The sequence below is a fragment of the Streptomyces sp. NPDC002730 genome (assembly GCF_042888805.1).
Lineage (GTDB): Bacteria > Actinomycetota > Actinomycetes > Streptomycetales > Streptomycetaceae > Streptomyces.
In genome coordinates, this window is sequence record NZ_JBIAQG010000002.1 from 244832 (window position 1) to 270878 (window position 26047).

The 26047-nt window shown below is 69.3% G+C and carries 26 protein-coding genes; 11 read left to right on the plus strand and 15 right to left on the minus strand.

What is annotated here, in order from left to right:
- Nucleotides 1–259 precede the first annotated feature (259 nt).
- From ACFYXH_RS06010 to ACFYXH_RS06020, 3 genes are read left to right on the plus strand one after another with little or no spacing between them, the layout of a single operon-like run.
- A complete protein-coding gene (locus ACFYXH_RS06010; RefSeq protein WP_389560932.1) occupies nucleotides 260–841 on the plus strand; it encodes a DUF4383 domain-containing protein in 582 nt (193 codons plus the stop codon).
- Nucleotides 838–1536, plus strand: a complete 699-nt coding sequence (locus tag ACFYXH_RS06015) for a FadR/GntR family transcriptional regulator (protein WP_389560933.1) — start codon at nucleotides 838–840, stop codon at nucleotides 1534–1536. The genes ACFYXH_RS06010 and ACFYXH_RS06015 overlap by 4 nt, the downstream gene beginning before the upstream one ends.
- Before the next feature lie 47 nt (nucleotides 1537–1583).
- The gene (locus ACFYXH_RS06020) at nucleotides 1584–1805 is read left to right on the plus strand and encodes a zinc ribbon domain-containing protein (protein WP_362676154.1); all 222 of its coding nucleotides are present in this window, start codon (nucleotides 1584–1586) and stop codon (nucleotides 1803–1805) included.
- 144 nt (nucleotides 1806–1949) lie between these two features.
- Here the strand turns inward: ACFYXH_RS06020 and ACFYXH_RS06025 are convergent, their stop codons facing one another.
- Genes ACFYXH_RS06025 through ACFYXH_RS06035 form a run of 3 tightly spaced genes read right to left on the minus strand, consistent with a single transcriptional unit; the run spans nucleotide 1950 to nucleotide 6920 of the window.
- Complete coding sequence (locus tag ACFYXH_RS06025) at nucleotides 1950–2777, minus strand: HAD family hydrolase (RefSeq protein WP_389560934.1); 828 nt, start codon at nucleotides 2775–2777, stop codon at nucleotides 1950–1952.
- Nucleotides 2774–5755 carry a phosphoribosyltransferase domain-containing protein gene (locus ACFYXH_RS06030; RefSeq protein WP_389560935.1) on the minus strand — a complete coding sequence of 994 codons (2982 nt, stop codon included), beginning with the start codon at nucleotides 5753–5755 and terminating at the stop codon, nucleotides 2774–2776. Before ACFYXH_RS06030 ends, ACFYXH_RS06025 begins: the two co-directional genes overlap by 4 nt.
- A 1-nt stretch (nucleotide 5756) precedes the next feature.
- Nucleotides 5757–6920: an HpcH/HpaI aldolase/citrate lyase family protein gene (locus ACFYXH_RS06035; protein ID WP_389560936.1), complete on the minus strand. Its 1164-nt coding sequence runs from the start codon at nucleotides 6918–6920 to the stop codon at nucleotides 5757–5759.
- A gap of 186 nt (nucleotides 6921–7106) precedes the next feature.
- Between ACFYXH_RS06035 and ACFYXH_RS06040 the strand changes: the two genes are divergently transcribed.
- On the plus strand, nucleotides 7107–7907 hold the full coding sequence (locus ACFYXH_RS06040) for a TerD family protein (protein ID WP_389560937.1): 801 nt from the start codon (nucleotides 7107–7109) through the stop codon (nucleotides 7905–7907).
- Between the two features lie 16 nt (nucleotides 7908–7923).
- On the opposite strand, the gene ACFYXH_RS06045 is transcribed toward ACFYXH_RS06040, so the two are convergent.
- The 6 genes from ACFYXH_RS06045 to ACFYXH_RS06070 all read right to left on the minus strand — a co-directional run bounded on the left by ACFYXH_RS06045 (nucleotide 7924) and on the right by ACFYXH_RS06070 (nucleotide 12438).
- Nucleotides 7924–8661, minus strand: a complete 738-nt coding sequence (locus ACFYXH_RS06045; RefSeq protein ID WP_389560938.1) for a Tellurium resistance — start codon at nucleotides 8659–8661, stop codon at nucleotides 7924–7926.
- A gap of 96 nt (nucleotides 8662–8757) precedes the next feature.
- Complete coding sequence (locus ACFYXH_RS06050; RefSeq protein WP_389560939.1) at nucleotides 8758–9885, minus strand: DUF475 domain-containing protein; 1128 nt, start codon at nucleotides 9883–9885, stop codon at nucleotides 8758–8760.
- 69 nt (nucleotides 9886–9954) lie between these two features.
- Nucleotides 9955–10530 (minus strand): TerD family protein, encoded by a 576-nt coding sequence (locus tag ACFYXH_RS06055; RefSeq protein ID WP_327323352.1) that lies wholly within the window; start codon nucleotides 10528–10530, stop codon nucleotides 9955–9957.
- A 209-nt stretch (nucleotides 10531–10739) separates the two neighbouring features.
- Nucleotides 10740–11315: a TerD family protein gene (locus ACFYXH_RS06060; RefSeq protein ID WP_142216883.1), complete on the minus strand. Its 576-nt coding sequence runs from the start codon at nucleotides 11313–11315 to the stop codon at nucleotides 10740–10742.
- A gap of 123 nt (nucleotides 11316–11438) precedes the next feature.
- Complete coding sequence (locus ACFYXH_RS06065; RefSeq protein WP_389560940.1) at nucleotides 11439–11897, minus strand: peroxiredoxin; 459 nt, start codon at nucleotides 11895–11897, stop codon at nucleotides 11439–11441.
- Between the two features lie 112 nt (nucleotides 11898–12009).
- The gene (locus tag ACFYXH_RS06070; RefSeq protein WP_326649708.1) at nucleotides 12010–12438 is read right to left on the minus strand and encodes a DUF3052 domain-containing protein; all 429 of its coding nucleotides are present in this window, start codon (nucleotides 12436–12438) and stop codon (nucleotides 12010–12012) included.
- A 457-nt stretch (nucleotides 12439–12895) separates the two neighbouring features.
- On the opposite strand from ACFYXH_RS06070, the gene aceE reads away from it, so the two are divergent.
- Together aceE and ACFYXH_RS06080 are read left to right on the plus strand one after the other, a co-directional pair.
- Nucleotides 12896–15628, plus strand: coding sequence for a pyruvate dehydrogenase (acetyl-transferring), homodimeric type (gene aceE, locus ACFYXH_RS06075; RefSeq protein ID WP_389560941.1), 2733 nt, complete (start codon nucleotides 12896–12898; stop codon nucleotides 15626–15628).
- 97 nt (nucleotides 15629–15725) lie between these two features.
- On the plus strand, nucleotides 15726–16628 hold the full coding sequence (locus ACFYXH_RS06080) for a potassium channel family protein (protein WP_389560942.1): 903 nt from the start codon (nucleotides 15726–15728) through the stop codon (nucleotides 16626–16628).
- An 86-nt stretch (nucleotides 16629–16714) separates the two neighbouring features.
- Here ACFYXH_RS06080 and ACFYXH_RS06085 read toward each other — a convergent pair whose 3' ends face one another.
- The 3 genes from ACFYXH_RS06085 to ACFYXH_RS06095 all read right to left on the minus strand — a co-directional run bounded on the left by ACFYXH_RS06085 (nucleotide 16715) and on the right by ACFYXH_RS06095 (nucleotide 19212).
- Nucleotides 16715–17023, minus strand: a complete 309-nt coding sequence (locus ACFYXH_RS06085) for a small hydrophobic protein (protein ID WP_327323355.1) — start codon at nucleotides 17021–17023, stop codon at nucleotides 16715–16717.
- A gap of 48 nt (nucleotides 17024–17071) precedes the next feature.
- Entirely contained in the window at nucleotides 17072–17443 is a 372-nt protein-coding gene (locus ACFYXH_RS06090; protein ID WP_327328298.1) for a peptidase inhibitor family I36 protein, read from the minus strand.
- Between the two features lie 161 nt (nucleotides 17444–17604).
- Nucleotides 17605–19212, minus strand: coding sequence for an MFS transporter (locus tag ACFYXH_RS06095; RefSeq protein WP_389560943.1), 1608 nt, complete (start codon nucleotides 19210–19212; stop codon nucleotides 17605–17607).
- A gap of 115 nt (nucleotides 19213–19327) precedes the next feature.
- Between ACFYXH_RS06095 and ACFYXH_RS06100 the strand changes: the two genes are divergently transcribed.
- The 3 genes from ACFYXH_RS06100 (at nucleotide 19328) to ACFYXH_RS06110 (ending at nucleotide 22275) form a co-directional block, all read left to right on the plus strand.
- Nucleotides 19328–19963: a TetR/AcrR family transcriptional regulator gene (locus ACFYXH_RS06100; protein ID WP_389560944.1), complete on the plus strand. Its 636-nt coding sequence runs from the start codon at nucleotides 19328–19330 to the stop codon at nucleotides 19961–19963.
- A 155-nt stretch (nucleotides 19964–20118) separates the two neighbouring features.
- Nucleotides 20119–21330, plus strand: a complete 1212-nt coding sequence (locus ACFYXH_RS06105) for an alpha/beta hydrolase (protein WP_389560945.1) — start codon at nucleotides 20119–20121, stop codon at nucleotides 21328–21330.
- A 75-nt stretch (nucleotides 21331–21405) separates the two neighbouring features.
- Nucleotides 21406–22275, plus strand: coding sequence for a DUF4429 domain-containing protein (locus ACFYXH_RS06110; RefSeq protein WP_389560946.1), 870 nt, complete (start codon nucleotides 21406–21408; stop codon nucleotides 22273–22275).
- Nucleotides 22276–22454: 179 nt separating this feature from the next.
- Here the strand turns inward: ACFYXH_RS06110 and ACFYXH_RS06115 are convergent, their stop codons facing one another.
- Together ACFYXH_RS06115 and ACFYXH_RS06120 are read right to left on the minus strand one after the other, a co-directional pair.
- The gene (locus tag ACFYXH_RS06115; protein WP_389560947.1) at nucleotides 22455–23471 is read right to left on the minus strand and encodes an aldo/keto reductase; all 1017 of its coding nucleotides are present in this window, start codon (nucleotides 23469–23471) and stop codon (nucleotides 22455–22457) included.
- 6 nt (nucleotides 23472–23477) lie between these two features.
- Entirely contained in the window at nucleotides 23478–23933 is a 456-nt protein-coding gene (locus ACFYXH_RS06120) for a MerR family transcriptional regulator (RefSeq protein WP_389560948.1), read from the minus strand.
- Between the two features lie 86 nt (nucleotides 23934–24019).
- On the opposite strand from ACFYXH_RS06120, the gene ACFYXH_RS06125 reads away from it, so the two are divergent.
- Together ACFYXH_RS06125 and ACFYXH_RS06130 are read left to right on the plus strand one after the other, a co-directional pair.
- Complete coding sequence (locus ACFYXH_RS06125) at nucleotides 24020–24481, plus strand: GNAT family N-acetyltransferase (RefSeq protein WP_389560949.1); 462 nt, start codon at nucleotides 24020–24022, stop codon at nucleotides 24479–24481.
- Nucleotides 24482–24491: 10 nt separating this feature from the next.
- Nucleotides 24492–25310 (plus strand): serine hydrolase domain-containing protein, encoded by an 819-nt coding sequence (locus ACFYXH_RS06130; protein ID WP_389560950.1) that lies wholly within the window; start codon nucleotides 24492–24494, stop codon nucleotides 25308–25310.
- A 29-nt stretch (nucleotides 25311–25339) separates the two neighbouring features.
- Here ACFYXH_RS06130 and ACFYXH_RS06135 read toward each other — a convergent pair whose 3' ends face one another.
- Nucleotides 25340–26020 carry a pirin family protein gene (locus ACFYXH_RS06135; RefSeq protein WP_389560951.1) on the minus strand — a complete coding sequence of 227 codons (681 nt, stop codon included), beginning with the start codon at nucleotides 26018–26020 and terminating at the stop codon, nucleotides 25340–25342.
- Between the last annotated feature and the right edge of the window lie 27 nt (nucleotides 26021–26047).

The following is a 26047-nucleotide window of genomic DNA, read 5'->3' on the forward strand; positions in this document are numbered from 1 at the left end:
TGGTCCAGAGGCGCGTGGCCCAAGGATCGAGGCGTGGCCCGTGGTCCAGAGGCGCGTGGCCCGAGGATCGAGGCGTGGCCCGAGGTCCAGAGGCGCGTGGCCCGAGGCCCCCGTGGGCCCCGTGGGCCCCGAAAGTCTGAGGCCCTGGTCACGCCCACCTCAGGCCTACCACAGCCGGATCCCCTTGCGCCTGGCTTGTACGGGTCCGTGCGCGGGCGGATCCTGGGGTGTGTACGCGTACCTCCAAAGGAGGCCGGACATGGCCACACACGTACTGCATCACAAAACCGGCCGCACCAGGCTGGACGAGCATCTGCCCGTCGACCACCGGCTCAGCCAGTTCTACCGCGTAGGCGCCGGTCTGATGGGCCTGTTTCTGCTCGCCTTCGGGATCCTCGGGCTGATCGACAAGATCGGCTTCTTCGACACCGGTGGGGACACGGTCGCGGGCCTGAACACCAACGGAGCGCTGAGCGTGCTGTCCGTCTGTGTCGGACTGCTGCTCTTCGTCGGGATGATCATCGGCGGCAACTTCGCCTCGACCGTGAACATGGTCCTCGGTATCGCCTTCATCCTCAGCGGCTTCGCGAACCTCGCCCTGCTCGACTCGAGCTTCAACCCCCTCAATTTCCAGATCCAGAACGTGCTGTTCAGCTTTGTGGTGGGCGTGATGCTGATGTTCTTCGGGATGTACGGGCGGGTCAGCGCGACCCTTCCGCACGACAACCCGTACTGGAGGACCCGCCATCCCGAGCAGGCCGCGCAGGAACAGCGCAGCCTCCAGCGGGCCGCCACCCGGGATCCGGCACTTGACCAGGCCAAGCAGCACGAAAGCGGATGAGCCGCAAAGTCAACGTTGTCCACGCAGGGCGTGGGGTGCAGAAGGCCGCGGTGGAGGGGCTCGCCCGCCGGATCGTCGGCGGGGCCTACGCCGAGGGCGACACCCTCGATCAGTCCGCGCTGATGGCCGAGCTGCACGTCAGCCAGACCGTGCTCCGTGAGGCGATCGAGGTGCTGACCGGCAAGGGGCTGCTCGACATCCGGCAGAAGCGCGGCACGCACGTACGCCCCCGGGACGACTGGAACCTCCTCGACACAGACGTACTGCGCTGGAAACTCGCCGCCGGCGTGCCCAGCGACTTCTTCGCCGACCTGCTGGAGCTGCGCCGCTCCATCGAACCGGCGGCGGCCTCGCTCGCCGCCGTGCACCGGACGGACGAGGACCTCGCAGCGCTCGACGCCGCGCTGGCCGCGATGAAAGCGGGCTGGCAGGATGCCGTCCTCGCTGTACGGGCCGACGCCTCCTTCCACACGGCCCTGCTGGCCGCCTCGCACAATCGGTTTTTCGCGCAGCTGCGCCGGGTGATCATCCCGGTGCTGATCGAGCGCGACCGGCGGGTCCAGCTGGCCGGGACGGCCGAGGATCCGGTCGCCGTGCACGCCGCGGTCGTCGATCACATACGGGACGGGGACGTCGACGGCGCATACATGGCCACGCTGGAGCTGCTCGACATGGCCATGCGCCACCATCCGTAGCCGTCCCGGCAAGGAGGAACCCGCCCGGCTGCCGCTAGCCTGGGGCAATGCCTCGTTACGAATACCGCTGCCGGACCTGCGGCGACACCTTTGAAGTGAACCGGCCGATGGCCCAGTCCTCCGATCCGGCGAGCTGCCCGGACGGTCATGAGGACACGGTCAAGCTGCTCTCGGCGGTCGCCGTGGGCGGTACGAAGTCCGCGCCGGCGGCCGCGTCCAACGGCGGGGGTGGCGGCGGGGGTTGCTGCGGAGGCGGCTGCTGCGGCTGACCCTCACCGGGCTCGGCACACCGAGCTCGGAGCGCCCGACACGGAGCGCCTGACACGGCCCACCGAGCTCGGACCGCCCGGCTCGGACCGCCTGACACGGCCCACCGAGCTCGGACCGCCCGGCTCGGACCGCCGCATCGCCCGCTAGCCGAGCCTCCGCAGGAAGCGCCGCAGGATCTCCTCACCCGCCGCCACGCCCTTCTCCGCGAGTACGTCGGTGTTCGGGGCGGTCCAGCCGCTGTCGGCCAGCTCGCCGTGGCCGGGCCGCCAGGCGTGGTCCGCGGCGAGGAGCAGATCGGCGTCGAGGAGGGAGTCGCCGGCCGCGAGGATCCGCTCCGACCCGGTGCGGCGCGCCACTTCGCGCACCGCCGCGCTCTTGGTGAGCGGCTGCGGCACGGCGTAGATCTTGCGGCCCTGGAGCGAGACGGTCCAGCCGCGGCCCTCGGCCCACTCGGCAAGCTCCTTCACCCAGCCCTCGGGCAGCAGCGTGCGCTCGACGACGAGATAGGCGAAGAGGTCTTCGGCGATCCGCTCCTTGAGCAGCCAGGCAGGGTCGGCGGCGGCGATGAGATGGGCGCGGACCTCGGTGAGCGAGGCGCACTCGTCGGCGAGCGTGGCCGCCACCTGCCGCTGCCAGTCCCGGTCGGAGACGCCGTCGACGAGGAGGTGCCCGCCGTTGGCGCAGATCGCGAACTCCGGTGCGGGGCCGGGGAGATGGATGCGGTGGTACTGCTCGCGGGTGCGGGTGGTGGTCGGTACGAAGACGCTGTCGGCGGCGAGCTGCGTCAACAGACCGGCGGCGGTCTCGGTGAGATACGACAGCGGCTTGCTCTCGTACACCTCGACGCAGAGGAGTCGGGGTGCGTCCGCGTCGGGCATGGGGAGCTGGAGGGCGGCGGCGGAGTAGATCAGGGTGCGGTCGAGATCGCTCGCGACGAGGGTGCTCGCTGCGGTGGTCTCCGGGGTGCTCACAGGGCCGACACCGCCTTGCCGTCCGCGCCGGTCGCTCCGCGGGTGTACTGCGGGTGGATCAACCCCACACATGTGTACGGGAGTTCGTCCACCTCCTCGACCGGTACGCCGCGCTGCTCGGCGAGCAGCCGCACATGGAGGAGGTCGGCGCCCGCGCCGCGCTTGGCGAGGATCTTCCAGGGGACGCGGCGCAGCAGGACGCGGGTCGTCTCGCCGACACCCGGCTTGACCAGGTTCACATCGTGGATGCCGTACTCCTCACTGATCCGTTCGACGGCGGCCCAGCCCTCCCAGGTGGGCGCGCGGTCGGCCGACAGCAGCTCCTTGACCTCGGCGTCGACGGCGTCCACGACCTCGTCGAAGCGGGCGGCGACGGTGTCCAGGAAGTGTTCCGAGACATCGCCGTCGGCGAGCTCGCGGTAGAACTTCGCGCCGTGGAAGTCGTGCGGGCCGACGAGGTCGGCGCGCAGGACCGTGCGCGATATCAGGCCGGAGACGGTGGAGTTGAGGCAGGCGGAGGGAATGAGGAAGTCCTCGCGGGTGCCGTAGGTGCGGACGCAGCCGCCGGGGTCGGCGAGGACCGCGATCTCCGGATTGAAGCCCTCGCCCCCCTGAATTTCCTTATCGGCCTTGAGGGCATCGGCCAGTTCGCGGGTGATCGCACCCTTGCCGGTCCAGCCGTCGACGAAGACGACGTCGGCCGGGTCGTGGTGCTCCTTGAGCCAGCGCAGGGCGTTGGTGTCGATACCGCGGCCGCGCACGATGGAGACGGCGTAGTGCGGGAGGTCCAGGCCGTGCCGGTGCTGGGCCCAGCGGCGCATCAGTACGCCTACGGGGGTGCCGGCACGGGCCAGCGAGACGAGCACGGGGCGCGGTGAGCGCTCGGCGAGGACGGTCTCGGTGACAGTGCCGACGGCGCGGGCGATACGGGCCGCGGAGGTCTCCAGCGCGGCCTTGAAGAGCTCCTGGTACTGGGCGCTGGGCTGGTACTCGACGGGCAGCGACTCGGCGTAGTGCGCGCCGCCGCTCTGTATCGCCTCCTCGCGCTCCTCCGTCGGGGCCTCCAGCTCGGCGTCCGAGAGGTCCTGGAGCAGCCAGCCGACGTCTTCGGGGGCGTACGAGGAGAAGGCGGGGCCGCGGAGGGGCTCGGGCAGCATGAAGGCCCTTTCGGATACGTCGGGTACGTCGGGTACATAGGGGACGTACGAGGGGACGACGGCCAGCACGACGTGCGGAACGTGCTCGGCGAGCCGGGCCAACAGGCCGTCGGGGGCGTGCAGTTGGGGTGTGTCGGCGGCCGAGTCGACGACCGCGACAACAGCGTCGAAGCCGGCGCCTGCGACGTTGTAGGCGTACCGCTCGCCGGGGCCGTCGGCGGGGTCGTCGTGGGCGGGAAAGACGAGGCGGCTGCGTATGGCATAGCCGGGATCGTCGACGGCGAGGACGGGCGAGCGGGTGGTGGTGGAGTACCGGACGTCGGCGTCGAGCACCTGCTCAAGGGCGGTGCCGAGCCGGAGGGGCGCGTACATCAACTCCTCGAACCCGAGGACGAGTACGCGTGGCCGGGCCTTCCCGTCAGCGACGTCGTCCGACTCTGCGGCCAGGCGCGCGCCGTTTGCAGGGTGGGACGCATCCGCGGCCAGGCGCGCGCCGTTTGCGGGCGCGCCGGAGGCGGCCGGGCGGCCGTCCGCGCGAGCCGCGTCGCCCGAGTGGCTCGCGCCGCCCGCGGGGCGAGCCTGATCGGCCGCGCGTACCGCGTCCGCGGCAAGGCGCGCGCCGTTTGCCGCTCCGGCCGCGTCCGCCGTGGCCACGGCGTGACCGCCGGTCGTGTCCGCCGCGTCCGCTGTCGCGCCGTCGGCGGGGCGGCTCGGAGCCGCGCCCTGTCGGGCGGCCCGGACACCGAGCGCCTCGGCCAGGCGCGCGGCCATGCCCGGCAGGGCGGCCTCCAACTGCTCTCGGTGCTCCGGCGTGAAGCCGTGCCGCCCACCGTCGGGCACGCCCGCCGGCCAGTCCAGCTCCACGCGCACGACGGCGTGCGCGGACGGCTGCCCGGCCGCCTCCGGCGCGCCCGCGCCGAGACCGTCACTGTCAGGCATGCGCCGACCACTCTCCGCGCAGGACACCTCCGCGTCGGGGCGCGAACCGGCACCCGCCTCCGCGCCGTGCGGCGACACGTCGTCGCGCACCTCGAGGACGCTCGTCCCAGCCACCTCCGAGACGCCCGGGACCACGCGGCCCGCCACGGAGTCGCTACCCGCCTCGTACTCCGCCACCAGCGCCCGTCCCTTCTCCAGGACGCCCTCAGGCAGCTTCACCGTCCCCGAAGCCAGTGCCACCAGATCGACCCGCGCGCCGATCTCCTCCGCGAAATGAGTCAGACGGCTCCGGTCCCGCTCCGAGCGCATGTCGACCAGCGCCACGATCACATACCGGTCCCGCGGATACCGCTCGTGCAGGTCGCGGACCGTGTTCAGCACGGTGTTACCCGTCGAGAACTCGTCGTCCACCAGGACCAGCGGGCCCTCACCCGCCAGCAGCCGTGGGTTCTCCGGCAGCAGGAGGTGGGAGGTCGCGTGGGAGTGGGACTCCTCGAAGCCGCCCGCCCGTGGCACGCCCTCGACCGGGCGGCGCGTGGAGTGCAGATACGGCGCCAGGCCCAGGCCGTCCGCCACCGAGTGGCCCAGGCCCGTCGCCGTCTCCGCGTAACCCAGGACCACCGCGCGGGCCGCCTCGGTGTCGCCGAGCAGATCGCGCACCCGACGTCCGAGTCCGCGTCCCGCGCCGTACACCACCGCCGGCGACTGCGGCACATGCTTGCCCAGCACGTTCGACACCAGCAGATGCGCCCGCTTGGGATTGCGGCGCAGGGCCAGTCCCAACAGGCCGCTCAGCGTCTCGTCTCCCACGAGACCGACGCCCAGCCGCTCAGCGACCCACGTTCCCGACCACACCACGCTTACAGTCTCTTCCCTCGTCATGTCAGCCGGAGAGCCCGGCCGTGAGCAGCTCCACGAAGCCGACCTCTTCCTTGGCCACGCCGAAGACCTCGGCACGCAGCAGCGTGCGCTCGGCCCAGGCCCGGTGGGGCTTCACTTCGTTCATCTTGTTCGTGTACGCGGAACGCATCACTCCGCCGCCACCCCGCTCCGGCTGCAGGATGTCCTGCGCGTCGCTGAACTCTTCGTGACTGACCACGGACAGTGCGTGCACGGGCAGCACATGCGAGGGGTGGATGCAGGTCTTGCCCTGCAGGCCGTTGGCCCGGTCCAGGTCGATCTCACGGAGCAGGCCGTCCAGGTCGTGCTCGATGAGCGTGGCGCGCAGTTCCTCCGCCCGTCCCTCCATGAAGGGGCTTCGGCGCAGCTGAGGCTTGAACATGCGCTCCTGGAGCCGGAAGTACTCCCACACCGGCCCGGTCACCGTGAAGCCGGTGCCGTCCGCCCGTCCCAGGACGTTCACCACGTCGGCGATGACCGCGGCGACGATCTGGACGTCGTACGCGGTCATATCGGGCGACCGGCGCAGCCCGTAGGCCGAGCAGAAGTCCGTGACGCCGAGTCGCAGCGCCAGGACCCGCTCGCGGTACTTGTCCACGGTGCGGGCGATCCCGACGAGCGTCTCGGTGCGGGTTTCGAGGTGGAGCAGGCTGGGAGATTCCAGTACGGGCATGGCAAAGAGCCGCTGTCCGCTCGCTGATTCCGCGGAGGCGAGTGCCTCCAGGAACGGGACACCCCGCTCTTCCGTGAACTTCGGTAGTACAAATCCGGTCAGTCTCCGGACCGAGGGGCCGAGCCGGTGCACCAGATCCGGAATCTGCCCGGGTTCGCGGACCCGAATGAAGAGCAGCGGCAGCTCCGCGTCACGCGCGTCGAGGTCGGCGAACTGCCGGACCAGGTTCTCCTCGGCCTCCGCGACTTCCGCGTCGTCGATGGAATCCTCCAGGCAGAGGACCATGGAGACGACTCCGCGGCCGATCTGCTTGAGCACGTCGTCGGCGAGCTTCGGACGGGTGGCGGGGCTGTAGAGCGTGGCGCCGAGCGCGGTGGCGAGCAAGCGGGCGGGTGAGGCTGCCGTGAATTCACACGGCTCCCGGTGGAAGAGACTGTCCCTGACAGCAGGCGAAAGATGCCCGAAGTGACGCATTTGTTTCCCCCGTACTGCCTTGGCGGCCCGACTGACGTGGCCGGTAATAGTACGTACGACTGTGTGTCAAGAGTTCCCCAAGTCCATGAATTCCAGGTAACCCGCTTGCACCATGCCCATGTCCTGGCTGGAGAACAAGGGGCCCCGCGTTGTCCGCACGGCCACCGGGAAGGCAGGATGACGGATATGACGCACGCGATGCTGAAGGGTTCGAACGTCCCTCTCGATGCCATGGCCGTACGGGCCGTGCTGCGCTGGACCCCGGGCGCCGGGGTCCCCGATGTGGACGCCTCGGCCCTGTTGCTCGGCCAGGACGGCCGTGTGCGCTCCGACGAGGACTTCGTCTTCTACAACCAGCCGCGCCATCCTTCGGGCCTGGTGCGGCGCCTGCCCAAGAAGCGCATCGCCGAGTGGCTGACCGACACCGTCGAGGCGGATCTCGCGGCCCTCGACCCGTCGGTCGACCAGGTGGTGCTCGCCGCCTCCTCGGACGGCGACACCTTCCAGCATGTACGGGATCTGCGAATACTGCTCTACGACGCTGCCCTGGCCGACAGCGACCCGCTGGCCGTCTTCGATGTGAAGCCGGAGACCGGCGAGGAGACCGCGATCATCTGCGGCGAGCTCTACCGGCGCGGGGACGGCTGGAAGTTCCGCGCGGTCGCGCAGGGCTATCCGACCGGGCTGGTCGGCCTGGCCACGGCGTTCGGTATCTCGGTGGACGAGGCGGAGGCGGCGGCCGAGCCGTCCGCGCAGCCCGAGCCGCAGCCGCCGGCCCAGCCATCCGTACAGCCGGCGTCCGCGCCCCCGGCCGAGCCCACTTACGGCTACCCGCAGCCGGCCGCGGCGCAGCCCGCTTACGGCTACCCGCAGCCCGCCACGACCCAGCCCGCCTACGGCTACCCACAGCCCGCCGCCGCAGCCGCGCACGCTCCTGACCCGAACTTCCGGCTGCCGCCGATGGGCCCGCAGTTCATCCGTTCCTGAGCCGCGGGCAGCCGCCTCAGACCCGGTTCTTGTAGCCGCGGCCCCACTGCAGGCCCCACCCGTACAGCCGGTCGAGCTCCGCCTGGAATCCGTACACGAACTTCACCTCACGGCGCACGATCAGCTCGCCCTTGACGTTCTCCATGGAGAACACCGCACAGGAACGGGCCTGTGGCGCGCGCTCGTCGAGTTCTATCTCGACCCGCGGGCCGTTGCTCGGGTAGAGCGTCACATGCGCGTGGGTACGGTCGAAGGCCGGCGTCTGGTCGTAGATGTAGGCGAAGAACAGCAGCCGCTTGATCGACTCGCGGTGGTCGAGATTGACGTAGAGCGTCTCACCCGAGGGAGAGCCGAACCGGTCGTCGCCGCTGAGCTTCACATAGGGCGGCTCGTTGATGCTGCCGAAGAAGCTGCCCAGCGGCTGCACCACGCCCTTGCTGCCGTCCGTCAGTTCGTACAGACAGCCGAGGTCGAGGTCCACGTTGACCACGCCCTGGGTGTGCGCCTGGACCACATCGGGCTGGAAGAGCTTGAAAGGGTGGCGCAGCAGTCTGCCGCTCTGCTTGGACCTGCCCTCGATATCGGAAGTGCGCATCCGCCAGGAGAGATTGACGCGCAGATTGCCGGTGGCCGCGCCCTGCTTGGTGAGCGAGACCGTCGGGTGCCGTTTGGTCAGCTCGATGGAATTCGTCGCGGCACTGCCCGAGTCGAACTGCGGTGACCGCCCCCGCCACAGGCTGTCCCAGAAGGCCATACCCACCCCCACACACATCGATGAACCCCGCGGGGCGGCGCCGAGGCCGGTGCCTCGGAGCCGCCCCGCTCAGAGCGTTCCTCAATCCTTGCCGGGTCACACCCCGGCAGGAGCGTCCTGTGGGTCGATTCCCTGGGCGGCGAGCGCCCTGTTGCGGCGCACCGAGGACCAGAACGACCAGGCGATCAGTACGACGCCGACCAGACCGGTGATGATCTCGTTGATCTGGTACTGGATGGTGACGAGCAGAATCACGGCGAGCGCGCCGATCGCGTAGTGCGCGCCGTGCTCCAGGTAGACGTAGTCGTCGAGGGTTCCCTGGCGGACCAGGTAGACCGTGAGCGAACGGACGTACATGGCGCCGATACCGAGGCCGAGCGCCATCAGCACGATGTCGTTGGTGATGGCGAAGGCGCCGATGACACCGTCGAACGAGAAGGACGCGTCCAGGACCTCGAGGTAGAGGAACATGAAGAACGCGGCCTTGCCCGCCATCACAACGGCCGAGACCGGCTTGCCGGCCTTCTTGGCCTCTTCCTCGGCCTCGTGCTCGCGCTCCTCTTCCTCCTCGAGCCTGTTCTCGAAGAAGCCGGAGAGCCCGCCGACGACCAGATACGTGACCAGACCGGCGATACCGGAGATCAGCACCGTCTGGGCCTTGTCCGCGTGCCCGGCGTGCTGGTGGGCGTTGACGGCGAAGGTCATCGAGCTGACCATCAGCACGATCAGGGCGATGCAGACCGACAGCATGTCGACCTTGCCGAGCTTGGCCAGCGGCCGCTCCAGCCAGGCCAGCCACTTGATGTCACGGTCCTCGAAGATGAAGTCGAGGAAGATCATCAGCAGGAACATACCGCCGAAGGCCGCGATCGACGGGTGCGCGTCGGTGACCAACTGCTCATAGCGTTCAGGCTGGTTGAACGCCAGGTCCACGGCCTCTACCGGGCCCAGGTTGGCGCTGATGGCGACGATGACAACAGGGAAGACCAGTCGCATACCGAACACGGCGATGAGCACGCCGACCGTGAGGAAGATCTTCTGCCAGAAGGCACTCATCTTCTTCAGGATTCCGGCGTTGACCACCGCATTGTCGAAGGACAGCGAGATCTCGAGGATGGACAGGATCAGGACGACCCCGAACGCGGTCCACCCGCCGTAGAGCACCGCTGCGACCAGGCCGAGCGCGGTGACCGCGAACGACCAGCCGAAGGTTTTCAGAACCACTGGTACCCAATCGTGTAGTACGGGTCGCCCCCGCACCAAGTCCGGGTTTCCCCATTCCAGTGCGCGGCTTTACGAAACGTTGACCCCGAAGTCTAGAGCGATGCCTCGGAGCCCCGACGCGTACCCCTGCCCCACTGCACGGAACTTCCACTCGCCCCCGTAGCGGTAGAGCTCGCCGAAGATCATCGCGGTCTCGGTCGAGGCGTCCTCGCTCAGGTCGTAGCGGGCGAGCTCCTGGCCGTCCGCCTGATTGGCCACCCGGATGAAGGCGTTGCTGACCTGCCCGAACGTCTGGCCGCGGTTGTCGGCCTCATGGATGGAGACCGGGAAGACGATCTTGTCGACATGGTCCGGCACCTTGGAGAGGTCCACCAGCAGCGACTCGTCGTCGCCTTCGCCCTCGCCCGTGAGGTTGTCGCCGGTGTGCTCGACGGAGCCGTCGGGGCTCTTGAGGTTGTTGTAGAAGACAAACCACTCGTCGCCGAGTACTCGGCCGGACTGGCAGAGCAGTGCGCTGGCATCGAGGTCGAAGGGCGCTCCGGTGGTGGAGCGCGCGTCCCAGCCGAGCCCTACCAGTACCTGCGTGAGGTTCGGTGCGGCCTTGGAGAGGGAGACATTGCCTCCCTTGGCGAGCGTGACGCCCATGATCGTGGGTCCTCCCCTGGATGACGTGTTGCGAGGTTCTGCGGGTATCGAGGTTCTGCGGGTATCGAGGTTCTGCGGGTATCGAGGTTCTGCGGGTATCGAGGTTCTGCGGGTATCGAGGTTCTGCGGGTTTAGCGGTTCGGCAGGTGTTCAGGCACGTCCGGCGCCGCACGGAGATGTGCGGCGCCGGAAGCGGAGATGCTGCTGGCTCAGACGTTCACACCGAAGTCCTGCGCGATACCGCGCAGGCCGGAGGCGTACCCCTGGCCGATGGCACGGAACTTCCACTCCGCGCCGTTGCGGTAGAGCTCGCCGAAGACCATCGCGGTCTCGGTCGAGGCGTCCTCGCTCAGGTCGTAGCGGGCCAGTTCGTTGTTGTCGGCCTGGTTGACGACGCGGATGAACGCGTTGCGCACCTGGCCGAAGGACTGCTGGCGGCTCTCGGCCTCGTAGATCGAGACCGGGAACACGATCTTGTCGACGTCGGCGGGCACCGAGGCGAGGTTGACCTTGATCTGCTCGTCGTCGCCTTCGCCCTCACCCGTGAGGTTGTCGCCGGTGTGCTCGACAGAGCCGTCGGGGCTCTTGAGGTTGTTGAAGAAGACGAAGTTGCCGTCGTTGGCGACCTTGCCCTCGGCGTTGGTCAGCAGGGCGCTGGCGTCGAGGTCGAAGTCGGTGCCGGTGGTGCTGCGTGCGTCCCAGCCCAGGCCCACGGTGACCGCGGTCAGGTTGGGCGCGGCCTTGGTCAGCGAGACGTTGCCGCCCTTGCTGAGGCTGACTCCCACGAGTCCCTCCATTGGTTTTCAGGGGCAGCGCCCCCGTAGTGCGTTGGTATCGGATCAACGAATGGATCCTAGTGACCGGTTCCCGCGCAAAACACCCTTTGGCGCGGGAGGTCGCCCGATGAATCAGAGGGTGTCCAGCGCCTTGATGTACTCGTTCAGGTCGCGGGCGTCCGGCAGGCCGTTCACGACGGTCCAGCGGACCACGCCCTCCTTGTCGACGATGAAGGTTCCGCGCACGGCGCATCCCTTCTCCTCGTCGAAGACGCCGTACGCACGCGAGGTCTCACCGTGCGGCCAGAAGTCCGAGAGCAGCGGGTACTCCAGGCCCTCCTGCTCGGCGAAGACGCGCAGCGTGTGGATCGAGTCGTTGGAGACCGCGAGCAGCTGGGTGTCGTCGTTGACGAACGAGGGCAGTTCGTCACGGAGCGCGCAGAGCTCGCCCGTGCACACACCGGTGAAGGCGAAGGGATAGAAGAGGAGCACCACGTTCTTCTCGCCGCGGAAGTCGGTGAGCCGCACGGTCCGGCCGTGGTTGTCCTTCAGCTCGAAATCCGGGGCTTTGGTGCCGACCTCGATCGCCATGACAGTGCTTCCCTTCGCTGGGCCGAGTTGGGGTGGTCCGTTCGGGTGGTGTCCACCCTACGCAGAGGCCCCCGCCGACATGTGTCGACGGGGGCCTTCGGGCGTTGGGCGCTCAGCGCTTGGACTTGGGTGCGCTCAGCCGGGTGCCCGACCAGTCCTTGCCCGCGTTGATGCTCTTGGTCTGGGAGAGACCGGAGGTCTGCGCGGCTTCGTTGATGTCGCTCGGCTCGATGTAACCGTCCCTGCCGGTCTTCGGCGTAAGCAACCAGATGTCGCCGCCCTCGTCGAGCAGGCCGATGGCGTCCACCAGCGCGTCCGTAAGGTCGCCGTCGTCGTCACGGAACCAGAGCACGACGACGTCTGCGACGTCCTCGTAGTCCTCATCGACGAGTTCCTGGCCGATTACAGCCTCGATGCCCTCACGGAGTTCCTGCTCGACGTCATCGTCGTAGCCGATCTCCTGGACCACCTGTCCGGGCTCGAACCCCAGCCTGACGGCCGGGTTGGTCCGCTCCTCCGCGTGGTCCGCGGTCGCGCTCACGGCTTGCCTCCTGATCATGTTTGGAAAATGCTGCAGCCCCGCGCGTGCGCGTGGCGTTGGCCGTAGTCCACACGGGCGGGACCGATCGCGCAAGTACCCGGCCGTCCAGACCGCCGAAACGGTGACGTTTGGGGCCGTCTCGACGCAACTCCAGGCACGCTCGGGCCCCTCTCATTGTGCTTGCCACACCATTCGACCATCTTTACGGCTTTTCCTCGCTTCGGTGCGCCCATCGGGGCCGAACAGCCGAACCAAACGCATTGACGGCTTGGGCGTAAGGTTGCGATTTGCCCGAACCCGGAACCGCGGTTCGGGCCGGATGTCTCCGAGAACACGGGTTACCCCTCGGTAGAGATGACGTTTGCCTCGCCGCGGTACACGATGGAGCGGTGCGACAACGCGCAGACATCGCGTACGTCCCGTAGAGGCAGTGCCCCCCGAACAGCGAAGGAATAGCGTGGCTTCCGGATCCGATCGCAATCCGATCATCATTGGCGGCCTTCCCAGTCAGGTCCCGGACTTCGATCCTGAAGAGACCCAGGAGTGGCTGGACTCCCTCGACGCCGCCGTCGACGAGCGGGGCCGGGAGCGCGCCCGCTACCTGATGCTCCGCCTGATCGAGCGTGCCCGCGAGAGGCGCGTGGCCGTGCCCGAGATGCGCAGCACGGACTACGTCAACACCATCGCCACCAAGGACGAGCCGTTCTTCCCCGGCAACGAGGAGATCGAGCGCAAGATCCTCAACGCGACCCGCTGGAACGCTGCGGTGATGGTCTCCCGCGCGCAGCGCCCGGGCATCGGCGTCGGCGGGCACATCGCCACCTTCGCCTCCTCCGCGTCCCTCTACGACGTCGGCTTCAACCACTTCTTCCGCGGCAAGGACGAGGGCGACGGCGGCGACCAGATCTTCTTCCAGGGCCACGCGTCGCCCGGCATCTACGCTCGCGCGTTCCTGCTGGACCGGCTCAACGAGACCCAGCTCGACGCCTTCCGCCAGGAGAAGTCCAAGTTCCCGAACGGCCTGTCCAGCTACCCGCACCCGCGGCTGATGCCGGGCTTCTGGGAGTTCCCGACCGTCTCGATGGGCCTCGGCCCGCTCGGCGCGATCTACCAGGCGCGGATGAACCGCTACATGGAGGCGCGCGGCATCGCGGACACCTCCAAGTCACACGTGTGGGCGTTCCTCGGCGACGGCGAGATGGACGAGCCCGAGTCGCTCGGCCAGCTCTCCATCGCCGCCCGTGAGGGCCTGGACAACCTGACCTTTGTCGTCAACTGCAACCTGCAGCGCCTCGACGGCCCGGTACGCGGCAACGGCAAGATCATCCAGGAGCTGGAGTCCCAGTTCCGCGGCGCCGGCTGGAACGTCATCAAGCTGGTCTGGGACCGCTCCTGGGACCCGCTGCTCGCGCAGGACCGCGACGGCATCCTGGTGAACAAGCTGAACACCACGCCGGACGGCCAGTTCCAGACGTACGCCACCGAGACCGGCGCGTACATCCGTGAGCACTTCTTCGGCAGCGACCAGCGGCTGCGCAACATGGTCGAGGGCATGACCGACGAGCAGATCCTGCACCTGGGACGCGGCGGTCACGACCACAAGAAGGTCTACGCGGCATACACGGCGGCCAAGGAGCACAAGGGCCAGCCGACGGTGATTCTCGCGCAGACGATCAAGGGCTGGACGCTGGGTCCGAACTTCGAGGGCCGCAACGCGACCCACCAGATGAAGAAGCTGACGGTCGACGACCTCAAGCGCTTCCGCGACCGGCTGCACCTCCCGATCACGGACAAGCAGCTGGAGAGCGGCGCGCCGCCGTACTACCACCCGGGCCGGAACTCCGAAGAGATCCAGTACATGCACGACCACCGCAAGGCGTGCGGCGGCTATGTGCCGACCCGTGTGGTGCGCGCCAAGCCGCTGGCCCTGCCGGAGGACAAGACCTACGCCACCGCCAAGAAGGGCTCGGGACAGCAGTCGATCGCCACAACCATGGCGTTCGTCCGCATCCTGAAGGACCTGATGCGGGACAAGGAGATCGGCAAGCGTTTCGTGCTGATCGCCCCCGACGAGTACCGCACCTTCGGCATGGACGCGTTCTTCCCGAGCGCCAAGATCTACAACCCGCTGGGCCAGCAGTACGAAGCGGTGGACCGCGAGCTGCTGCTCGCCTACAAGGAGTCACCGACCGGCCAGATGCTGCACGACGGCATCTCCGAGGCCGGCTGCACGGCATCGCTGATCGCCGCCGGTTCGGCGTACGCCACGCACGGCGAGCCGCTGATCCCGGTCTATGTCTTCTACTCGATGTTCGGTTTCCAGCGGACCGGCGACCAGTTCTGGCAGATGGCCGACCAGCTCGCGCGCGGCTTTGTGCTGGGTGCGACCGCGGGACGTACGACTCTGACCGGTGAGGGTCTGCAGCACGCGGACGGCCACTCCCAGCTGCTCGCTTCGACCAACCCGGGCTGTGTCGCGTACGACCCGGCCTTCGGCTACGAGATCGCGCACATCGTCAAGGACGGTCTGCGCCGGATGTACGGCCCGGACAGCGAGGACGTCTTCTACTACCTCACCGTCTACAACGAGCCGATCCAGCACCCGGCGGAGCCCGCCGATGTCGACGTCGAGGGCATCCTCAAGGGCATCCACCGCTTCAAGGCGGGCGAGGCCGGTGCGATCCCCGCGCAGATCATGGCGTCCGGTGTGGCCGTGCCGTGGGCGGTCGAGGCTCAGCGGATCCTCGCCGAGGAGTGGAACGTCAAGGCCGACGTCTGGTCGGCGACGTCCTGGAACGAGCTGCGCCGTGAGGCCGTCGACGCGGAGCGGCACAATCTGCTCCACCCGGAGGAGGAGCAGCGCGTCCCGTACGTCACGCAGAAGCTGCAGGGCTCCGAGGGCCCGTTCGTGGCGGTCTCGGACTGGATGCGCTCGGTCCCTGACCAGATCTCGCGCTGGGTGCCCGGCACGTACCAGTCGCTGGGCGCGGACGGCTTCGGCTTCGCGGACACGCGTGGTGCGGCCCGTCGGTTCTTCCACATCGACGCGCAGTCGATCGTGCTCGGGGTGCTCACCGAGCTCGCGCGGGACGGCAAGGTCGACCGCTCGGTGCTGAAGCAGGCCGTGGACCGATACCAGCTGCTGGATGTGGCGGCGGCGGACCCGGGCGCGGCCGGCGGCGACGCGTAAGCACATGGCTGGGTGAAGGGCGGCGGAACCCATGGGGCTCCGCCGCCCTTCGCATCGGGGGCCCGGGGGCCGTCCCCCGGAAAAGCACAGCCCTACGATGCGTGGCATGAAGCAGCGAACAGCGCAGGTCCGGTGGGAAGAGCGCATGCAGACCCCCTTGCTGGCGCTAGCCCTGGCGTTCGCCGTCGCCTATGCCATACCGATCGTGACGCCCGACGCGAAGAGCTGGGTGCACACGGTCTGCATGGTCACCGAGTGGGTGGTGTGGGGCTCCTTCGCCGCCGACTACCTCGTACGGCTGACGCTGGCGCCCGGCAAGATGCTGTTCGTACGCAGCCATCCGCTGGATCTGATCGCGGTGCTGCTGCCGCTGGTGCAGCCACTGCGGCTGCTGCGGGTCGTCTCCACGCTGCTGCTGGTGGGCCGGCGGGCCAGGATGGCGCCGCAGGTCACGCTGACGACGTATGTCGGTGGCGCGGTGGTGGGGCTGATGATGTTCGGCTCGCTGGCCGTGCTCCATGTGGAGCGGGACGCGCCGGACGGGAACATCAAGACGCTGGGCGACGCGGTGTGGTGGTCGTTTACGACGATGACGACGGTCGGGTACGGCGATCACGCGCCGACGACGGGTCTGGGTCGGGTGCTCGCGGTCGGACTGATGCTCGCGGGGATCGCCCTGCTCGGTGTCGTCACCGCCAATATCGCGGCGTGGTTCATCTCCCGCTTCGAGCGGGACGACGCGGAGGAGCGCCGGCAGACGGCGCTGCTCGAAGCGCTGACCGCGGAGGTCAGGCAACTGCGGGCGGAGATCGGGCGGCTGTCGGTCGCGGCGGAGCCCGTTCCCGACGTGTTCTCGGGCGCGGCAGAGCCCGTTCCCGGCGCGCTGCCCGGCGCAGCGGAACCCAGTCCCGACGTGCTGCCGGGCGCGGCAGAGCCCGTTCCCCGCGTGCTGCCGGTGCAGGAGGGCGTTGCTGCCGCGCCCGACAAGTCGGCGATCTGAGCGGTCACTTCGGCGGTCCGGTCTCCCCGGCTGCCCGGGTGCAGGTCGTCCCGAGGCCGGGGCCGTCCGGCTGCCCGGGGCAGCCGTCAGAACATGCCGTTGCCCATGGCTGACGCTCCCGCCAGCCAGACGATCGCCAGCACGGTGTCAATGGCACCGAGCACGACGCCGACCAGTGCCGGAACCGGCTGTGCGCCGTTCCAGCGGCGTCCCATGCCGAGCCAGCCGCAGACGATCGCGATCGGCCCGAGGATGATCCCCAGCACGAAGAATCCCGCGATCGCGCAGATCAGCCCGATGATTCCGAGTACCGCGCGGTCCGGCCCGCTCCGCGACCACGTCCGGCCGCGTGAGCGAGGGTGCTTGCGCGTGGTGTGTCCGAAGCCCGCCATCATCACTCCCTGAGGTTGTCGAATCGGGGCCCGGACTGCGGGTACCCCGGTTCAGCGCTCCCAGACCTTGAAGGCCCTGATCCGATACGGGGATTGGGGCAACCAGGTGCCGCCGCCCGGGTAGGTCTCGAACTCGCCCGTCTCCTCGCACTCGGCCGACTGGTACGTGGTGACGGGCCGCCCGGTCCGGTTGGCCAGCGCCTCTGCCGTGGTGCCGGGCGGCAGCGGGACACAGCTCTCGATATCGGTGCCCGAGAGCTCATGCACCTGGCGTACGCCCTTGAAGTTCCCCTTCTCCCAGAGGCAGAGCTGGCCCGCCGCGCACTCCCCGAGGCGTGGCGGCGCGGCGGCGACAGTGGCCGCTGCCGTCTGCGGCGCCAGTACTGCTGCGGCCAGGAATCCGGCCGTGACGATCTTGCGCATTTCGGTCAACCCCCGTGTCGTACGGATCACTTGACCGCACCCTGACCTGCGCTCGGCCCGTGGGGGAAGAGGGGCCCGAGCAGATCACCCGGATAGGCGACAGCCCCGCCGGGCGGGCCCGGCGGGGCTGTCGTGCGCACGCGGTTGACGCGCGCTCGCCGTCAGATGTGGGCCGCGCCCGCACCCGCCTCGGCGTTCGCGCCGCGCTTGGTCAGCAGCGCGACGAAGACCGCGACGACCGCCACACCCGCGGCGACCAGGCAGGCCAGGCCCATGCCGGAGATAAAGGTGTCGTGCGCGACGCCGACGATCTTCTCGGCGATGGCGGGCGGGGTCCCGGGCGCCACCGGCGGCACACCCACCTGAACGGCTTCCGATGCCTGGTCCAACTGGGCCGGGGTGAGCGGTGGGAGCTTGGCGTCGGCCCAGTTGCCGGCCAGGTCGTTGTCGACCTTGGAGGCCATGACCGCGCCGAGCACGGCCGTACCGAGGCTGCCGCCGATCTGCATGGCGGCCTGCTGCAGACCGCCCGCGACACCGGAGAGCTCCATCGGGGCGTTGCCGACGATGACTTCGGTCGCGCCGACCATGACCGGCGCGAGACCGAGGCCGAGCAGGGCGAACCAGACCGACATCGGAAGGCTGCCGGTGTCGGTCGACAGGGTCGACATACCGAACATGGCGACCGCCGTGAGCACCATGCCGCCGGCCAGCGGGATACGCGGGCCCGACGTGGTGATCAGAGCGCCCGCCAGCGGCGAGCCGACGATCATCATGCCGGTGAGCGGCAGCAGGTGCAGACCGCTGTCGACCGGGCTCATGCCGTGCACGTTCTGCAGATAGAAGGTGACGAAGAACAGACCGCCCATGAAGGCGATGGCCATCAGCACCATCAGGACCGTGCCCGCGGCGAGCGGCACGGAGCGGAACAGCTTCAGCGGGACGAGCGGCTCCCCGACCTTCGTCTCCCAGAAGGCGAAGAGCGCGAACGCGACGACGGAGGCGCCGATGAAGCCCCAGGTCTCCCCGGAGCCCCAGCCCCATGCCGGAGCCTTGATGAGCGCCCAGACCAGGCAGAACATCGCCGCGGAGAGCAGCAGGATGCCAAGGATGTCGAAGGACTTCGGCGCGCGCTCAGCACGGTGGTCCTTGAGGATCAGCACGCCGAGTACGAGCGCCAGGACGCCGACCGGGACGTTGATGAAGAAGACCGACTGCCAGCTGACGTGCTGGACGAGCAGGCCGCCGAGGATCGGGCCGCCCGCGGTGGAGGCGCCGATGACCATGCCCCAGATGCCGATCGCCATGTTCAGCTTCTCGGCGGGGAAGGTGGCGCGCAGCAGGCCGAGCGCGGCGGGCATCAGCAGCGCTCCGAACAGACCCTGGAGCACCCGGAAGGTGACCACCAGGGCGATGCTGTCGGAGAGTCCGATGGCTCCCGAGGCCGCGGCGAATCCGACGACGCCGATGAGGAAGGTCTGCCGGTGGCCGAAGCGGTCACCGAGCTTGCCCGCGGTGATCAGGGTCACGGCGAGGGCGAGGAAGTAGCCGTTGGTTATCCACTGGACGTCGGCAAAGGTGGCGCCGAGGTCCTTCTGGATCGCCGGGTTGGCGATCGCGACGATCGTGCCGTCCAGCGCGACCATCATCACGCCGATGGCCACAGAGAGAAGCGTCAGCCAGGGGTGGCCGCGCAGGCCCTTGGCCGGCGCCGGGAGGGAGTCCTGCGGATCCTTCGGCGCCTTTTCGACGGTGGTCTGACTAGTCATGCGTTGGAGGCTAGTGTCAGCCACTGACACTTGACAAACCAATTCACAAGTCGGTAGCTGTCACCTGGCTCACAGGTAGGCTGAGCAGGTCTAATGCCGGAAAGAGGACCATGAAGTGACGGCCGAGCCGACCGGACTGCGCGAGCGCAAGAAACAGCTCACCCGCGACGCCCTGCTGCGCGCTGCCCTCGAGCTCTTCACCACCAAGGGATACGAGCAGACGACCGTCGACGAGATCGCGGACGCCGTCGAGGTCTCCCAGCGCACCTTCTTCCGCTACTTCGCCAACAAGGAAGAGGCCGCCTTCGCCGTTCAAAAGCTCGTCGAGTCCCACTTCGTCGCTGCGGTGCGTGAACGGCCCGCGGAGGAGGGCCCGTTCGAGGCGCTGCGCAATGCGGTGCTGGGCGCCTGGGACACGATCGGCGAGGCGATCGAGGAGATCATCCCCCTCGATCTGCATATGCGCAGCTACCAGATGATCGAGTCGACGCCCGCCCTGCTCGCCGTCCATCTGCGCCGTTCCACCGAGCTGGAGGAGGAGATCGCCCAACTGATCGCCGAGCGCGAGGGACTCGACGTGGACACGGACCCGAGGCCGCGGGTCGTGGTCGCCGCGTTCAGCGGGGTGATGCGGGTGACCGGCCGGCTCTGGGGTCAGGGCGAGGACGCCAGCACGGAGGCGATCCGGGGGCTCACGGAGGCGTATCTGGACCACCTCGGGCCCGCGCTCGCCGAGAACTGGCGTAAGTAGCGTAAGCAGCACGTAAAAGCGGACCGCGAAAGCGCACCGGAGCGTACGCCCCAGGCGCACGGAATGTGACGGCCTTCCCCTCTTTCCGCGCGGAACACGTGATCTCCCTCACGGTCTTCGCGAGGCCCCTCGCGCGTCTCCTAGGGTGTCCCGCAGTGACTTCCTTCGACTCCTCCCCCACCTTGACCGCATGGCGCGCTCTGCTTGCCCTCGCGGTCGTGTTCGTGATGCTGGCGACCAGCGGCTGGACCGCGGTTCGACATCAGAGCGGCCCCCGTGACGCCCTCGAGGCCGAGCTGGCCGGCTGGGGAAAGGCCCGGATCGGTGCGCGTGAGCTGCCCGGCACCGACGCGCCGCCGCAGCGGCTGGCCGCCTTCTTCGCCTCGCTCGGCCCGCTCCAGCGGACCCGGCTCGCCGACCAGTACCCGCTCGTGGTCGGCAATCTCAACGGCGCCCCGGTGACCCTGCGCTACCACGCCAACCGCAAGGCCCTCGCGCGTTCGCTCAAGTTGGAACGCAAGCGGGTGAACGACCCGAACCTCACCGCGGACGGCCACCACGACGCGGTCCGCCGTATGAACCGCTTCGAGGCGCTCATGAGCGCCGACCGGCAGATCCTCGCCTTCGATCCGTCAGGCCCCGGCAAGGTCGCCGAGGTTCTCGGCGATCTCGACCGCGCCCAGCGTGTCTCCGTGATCGTCCCCGGCGTCGACACCAATCTGCTCACCTTCCAGCGGTCCACCCGCAAGTACACCGCGCCCGTCGGTATGGCGCAGTCGCTGTACGCCGCCGAGCGGGCCGCCTCGCCCCGTACCCGTACCGCCGTCATCGCCTGGGCCGACTACACCGCGCCCGTCGGTGTCGGCATGGACTCGGCCATCGGCCGGCTCGCCCAGATCGGCGCCCTGCGGCTGACCGCGCTCACCTCCGCGCTGCCAGGCGACGCCAAGGTCGCGCTGTTCTGCCACAGCTACGGCTCCGTGGTGTGCGGTGTCGCCGCGCGCCGGCTGCCCGAGCGGGTGGGCGACATAGCGGTGGCCGGCAGCCCCGGAATGCGGGCCGAGAACGTGGCCGATCTTCGCTCGCGGGCCCGGGTATGGGCCATGCGGGACAGCGACGACTGGATCCAGGGCGTACCGCACCTGGAGGTCGGCGGGCTTGGCCACGGCGAGGACCCGGTGACGCCGGCGTTCGGGGCGCGGGTGCTGTCGGCGGCCGGCGCAATCGGACACGGCGGCTATTTCGAGCCGGGAACCGAGAGCGTCAGCAACTTCGCCGAGATAGGCGTTGGTTCGTTCCACAGCGTGACCTGCGCGAGCAACAACGACACCTGCCGCAGCGGTATTTACGGCGAGGAAGCGGCCTGACGCGCGTAGAACTCGGTGGACCGGGGTGAGCGCCGAGGGGCGACGTGGGGGCGCACGCCGCATACGATGAGGCGTATGGGTGACGTTCTGGCCGGAATTCAAGCCACTTGGGAGTTCGAGACCGACTCCGTGCTCATCCGCTTCGAACGGGGGAGCCGTACGCCGAAGCTGTTCCAGACGCTTCGCGAACGCCGTATCCCCCACGAGGCGTTGACGTCGGTGACCCTCTCGCCGGGCAAGCGCGGCACGGTGGTGCTGCACGCCGTGCCCAGACCCGGCGCGGATCCGCTGATGGAGGCCGCGGCCGGGCAGTTGAAGGAAGGCAGCGACCCGTACCGCCTGGTGCTGCCCGCGGAGCTCGAGACGCTCGCCGAGTACTACGCCGACGAGCTGCGCGCGCTGCTGCCGGCCGACGCGGGCCTGCCCGCCGAACGGTACGCCGTGGCCGCGCCAGAGGCCCCGCTGCACTTCAAGGCGTACGACGGAAAGGCCTCCTTCGACGGCTCGCAGGTCTCCTTCCGCTGGTCGCGGACGGGCGCGTCGTCCGCCAAGTGGCGGGCCGGCGACCAGAGTTTCCCGGTGGCGGAGCTGAGCGGGGTCGAATGGCGCTCGCCGGAGGCCTTCGACGGGTATCTGCGGCTGCTGCGGCGCGGTGAGGAGCCCGGCGACGACGGAGCCGGGCACGCGCAGGCGGACCGGGACCCGGCCGCGGTGCTCTTCGGGATCAGGTACGGGCCGGTGCACGAGTCGCTGCCGTTCGCGGCCGCGGTGCTCGAATCCGTACAGAACAGCGACTCGGCGCCGGCGATGGCGCTGCAGGCGGGCCGGCGTGACCCGGCCGACATCGCGGAGCGGATACGGCACCTCGGGGAGCTGCACCAGGCGGGGCTGGTGACCGACGAGGAGTTCAGCACGAAGAAGGCGGAGCTGCTCGCGCGGCTGTGAGCGCGCCCGGGTCGCATATAGCGGGTGATCACGCAGCGGCAGGGCCGGTGGTGCGGGAGACCGTCAGTGGGGCAGTACGCGCACCGCCTCGAATCTCCGTGGGCGAAGGGAACGAACGCCCGCCGGGCAGTGGCAGCACTGCTCCCGGCGGGCTTCGTGGTCCTTACGCTCCGGCCGGTTCAGACCTCGCGCGCCGCCGACGTCGAGGACATGTCCGGGTAGCGGTCCCCCGCCACCAGTCCGGCGATCGGCTCGAGCAACGCCAGCTCCTCGGCGGCCAGCGTCAGCCGGGTCGCGCCGACATTCTCCAGCAGCCGGCTGCTCTTGCGGGTGCCCGGGATCGGGACCACGGCGAGCGAGTGCACCTCGGCCCGCTGCTGCACCCAGGCGAGAGCGACCTGCGCTGCCGTCGCGCCGTGCGCCGCCGCGATCTTGTGGACCGGCTCCAGGAGCGCCGCGTTGGTCTTGGCGTTGTCTCCGGTGAAGCGCGGCTGGAACTTACGGAAGTCGCCCTCCGACAGGTCCTTGCCGGCGTCCTCGAACGCCCCGGTCAGAAAGCCGCGGCCGAGCGGCGAGTACGGCACGAAGGCGACACCCAGCTCCGCCGCCGCGCCCACCGCGCTTCGTTCCACGTCCCGGCTGAACAGGGACCACTCCGACTGCAGGGCCGCGATCGGGTGCACGGCGTGCGCCTCGCGCAGCTCAGCGCCCGTGACCTCGCTCAGCCCCAGGTGCTTGACCTTGCCCTCCTCGACCAGTTCGGCCATCGCGCCGACGGACTCGGCGAACGGCACGGCCGGGTCGCGGCGGTGCATGTAGTACAGGTCGATGACATCGGTCTTCAGCCGCGTGAGACTCGCCTCGACGGCCTGCCGGATGTACGCCCGGTCATTGCGGATGCCCCGGTAGTGCGGGTCGTCCGTCCGCTCGATGGCGAACTTGGTGGCCAGGGTTATCTCGTCACGGTGCGCCCCGAAGAACGGTGCGAGGAACTCCTCGTTGGCGCCCCGCCCGTACACGTCCGCGGTGTCGAAGAGCGTGACGCCCGCCTCGAGCGCCGCCTCCAGGGTGTCCCTGGCCGCCGCCTCGTCGGTGTCTCCGTAGAACTCGCTCATGCCCATGCAGCCGAGGCCCTGCACACCGACCAGTGGCCCCTCGGTCCCGAGCCGCACCTGTGCGATCTTGCTGTTGCTCATCAGGGTTCAGACCCTCTCCGACGCCCGGTGGGCGCCCGCGTAAAACTCGATCTTGTGGTCAAGCACGGCGAGCGTGTCCTGGAGCTCCGCGATGCGCGACCGCACATCGCGCCGCGTCCGCTCCAGCAGCTCCTGCCGTGCCTCGAAGGTGTGCTCGCCCTCCCGCACCAGCTCGGCGTAGCGGACCATGTCCGCGACCGGCATCCCGGTCAGCCGCAGCTTGCCGACGAAGGCGAGCCAGTCCAGGTCACGGTTGGTGAAGCGCCGCTGTCCGGTGTGCGACCGGTCGACATTCGACATCAGCCCGATCCGCTCGTACCAGCGCAGGGTGTGTGCGGTGAGCCCGGTGAAGGCGACGACCTCGCTGATCGTGTAGCGGTCCTCCCCGTCGGGGCGGGGATGCGCACGGGGAGCGGATATGCAGATTTCCGTCCTTGCAGACGTGCTCTCGATCACCGTCATGCCCTCAACGCTAGAACCTTCGAGTGCACTCGAAGCAAGCAGAATCTGATGGCAGTTTCCGCGCAGTGCCGATTAGCCTCCTGCGCATGAGCCTCGCACGCCGCGCCACACCCGCAGACGCCGAAGAGCTGGTCCGCCTCCGCAAGGTCATGCAGGACTCACATCAGGGTCCCAGTTCCGACGTCAGCTGGCAGCCCGCCGCCGTCGAAACCCTCCGCAAGAAGCTCGCCGACTCCGACGCCGATCTGACCGCCTTCGTCGTCGAGCGCCCCGGAGGCCTCGCGGCCTGCGCGGTCGGCACCATCGAGTACCGGCTCGGCGGACCCGGCAATCCGCACGGCACGACCGGCTACGTCTTCAGTGTCGCGACCGACCCGGATCTGCGGCGCCACGGCTACTCCCGCGCCTGCATGGAGGCGCTGCTCGGCTGGTTCCGCGAGCGCGGCGTGTCCAGGATCGACCTGCGCGCCTCCTCCGACGGCGAGCCGCTGTACGCCTCGCTCGGCTTCGTCCGTACCCCTGATCCCGCGATGCGCCTCACCCTTTAGGCTCGTACGCATGCACAGCCTGGCGATGATCGAGAACTGGCCGGTACCGACCGCGGCGGCCGCCGTCGTACGAGCGGACGGAACCGTCGCCGGTTCGTACGGCCCGGCCTCGCACCGTTTCCCGCTGGCCTCCGTCACCAAGCCGCTCGCGGCGTACGCGGCGCTCGTGGCGTACGAGGAGGGGGCGATCGAGCTCGACGAGCCGGCCGGCCCCGAGGGCTCCACGGTGCGTCATCTGCTCGCGCACACCTCGGGACTCGCCTTCGACGAGCACCGTGTGACGGCCCCGCCCGGCACTCGCAGGCTGTACTCCAACGCGGGCTTCGAGGTGCTCGGCGACCATATCGCCAAGGCGACGGAGATCCCGTTCGCGGAGTATCTGAGCCAGGCGGTGCTGGAGCCGCTGGGCATGGCGGCGACCACGCTGGACGGTTCTCCGGCCAGGGACGGCGTCTCGACGGTCGACGATCTGGTGAAGTTCGCCGCGGAAGTACAGGCCCCGCGGCTGCTGGACGCCCGCACGGTCCTGGAGGCGATGACGGTCGTCCATCCCGGTCTGTCCGGCATCCTGCCCGGCTACGGCCACCAGAAGCACAACGACTGGGGTCTCGGCTTCGAGATCCGGGACGCCAAGTCCCCGCACTGGACGGGCAGTTCGTCCTCGCCGCGCACCTTCGGCCACTTCGGCCAGTCCGGCACGTTCCTGTGGATCGACCCGGACGCGCGCGCCGCGTGCGTGGCGCTCACCGACCGGGCCTTCGGACCGTGGGCGGTCGAGGCGTGGCCGCCGTTCACGGACGCGGTGCTGGCCGAACTGCGCCGGGGGTGAACCGGGGCGCCGCCCCGGACCCCCCTGCCTCACATACCGGCGGGGCTTGAATTCGCCTCGTTCAGCTCCCAGAGCAGGACCTCGGTAGTCCCCGCCGCAGCCAGTACCAAGCCGTCCGCGCCCGTGATGCGCGCCGCGTCACCCGGGCCCAACTCCTCGTCCCCCAGGCGGACTTCGCCCCGCACCACATGGATGTACACCGCGGCCGCGTCCGGCACCGCCGTGCGCTCGCCCGCGGTGAGGCGCCGTACGTGCAGCATCGCGCCCGCCTGCGGGAGCGCGTACGGCGTCGAGTCCGCGATGCCGTGCACTGTCTCGTACGACGGGTCGCCGCCCGGCGACAGCGGCGCGAGCCACATCTGCACAAAGACCAGCGGCGCGTCCCCGTCGTTGCGCTCCACATGCCGCACCCCGCCCGCCGAGCTGAGCCGCTGGACGTCCCCGGGCCGCACCACCGTCGCGTGGCCCGCCGAGTCGCGGTGTGTGAGCTCGCCCTCGACGACCCAGGTGACGATCTCGGTGTGGCTGTGCGGATGCTCGTCGAAGCCCGCGCCGGGCTCGAGCCGCTCCTCGTTGCAGGCGAGTATCGCGCCGAAGCGCAGGTTGTCCGGGTCGTAGAAGCGCCCGAAGGAGAAGGCGTGCAGGGACTCGATGCCCGAGGCGGGATCGCCGCCGCGGAAGCGGTCGGCGGAGCGCCGTACGTCAATCACGGGTCCACCGTAGCCCTGCGGCGCGGC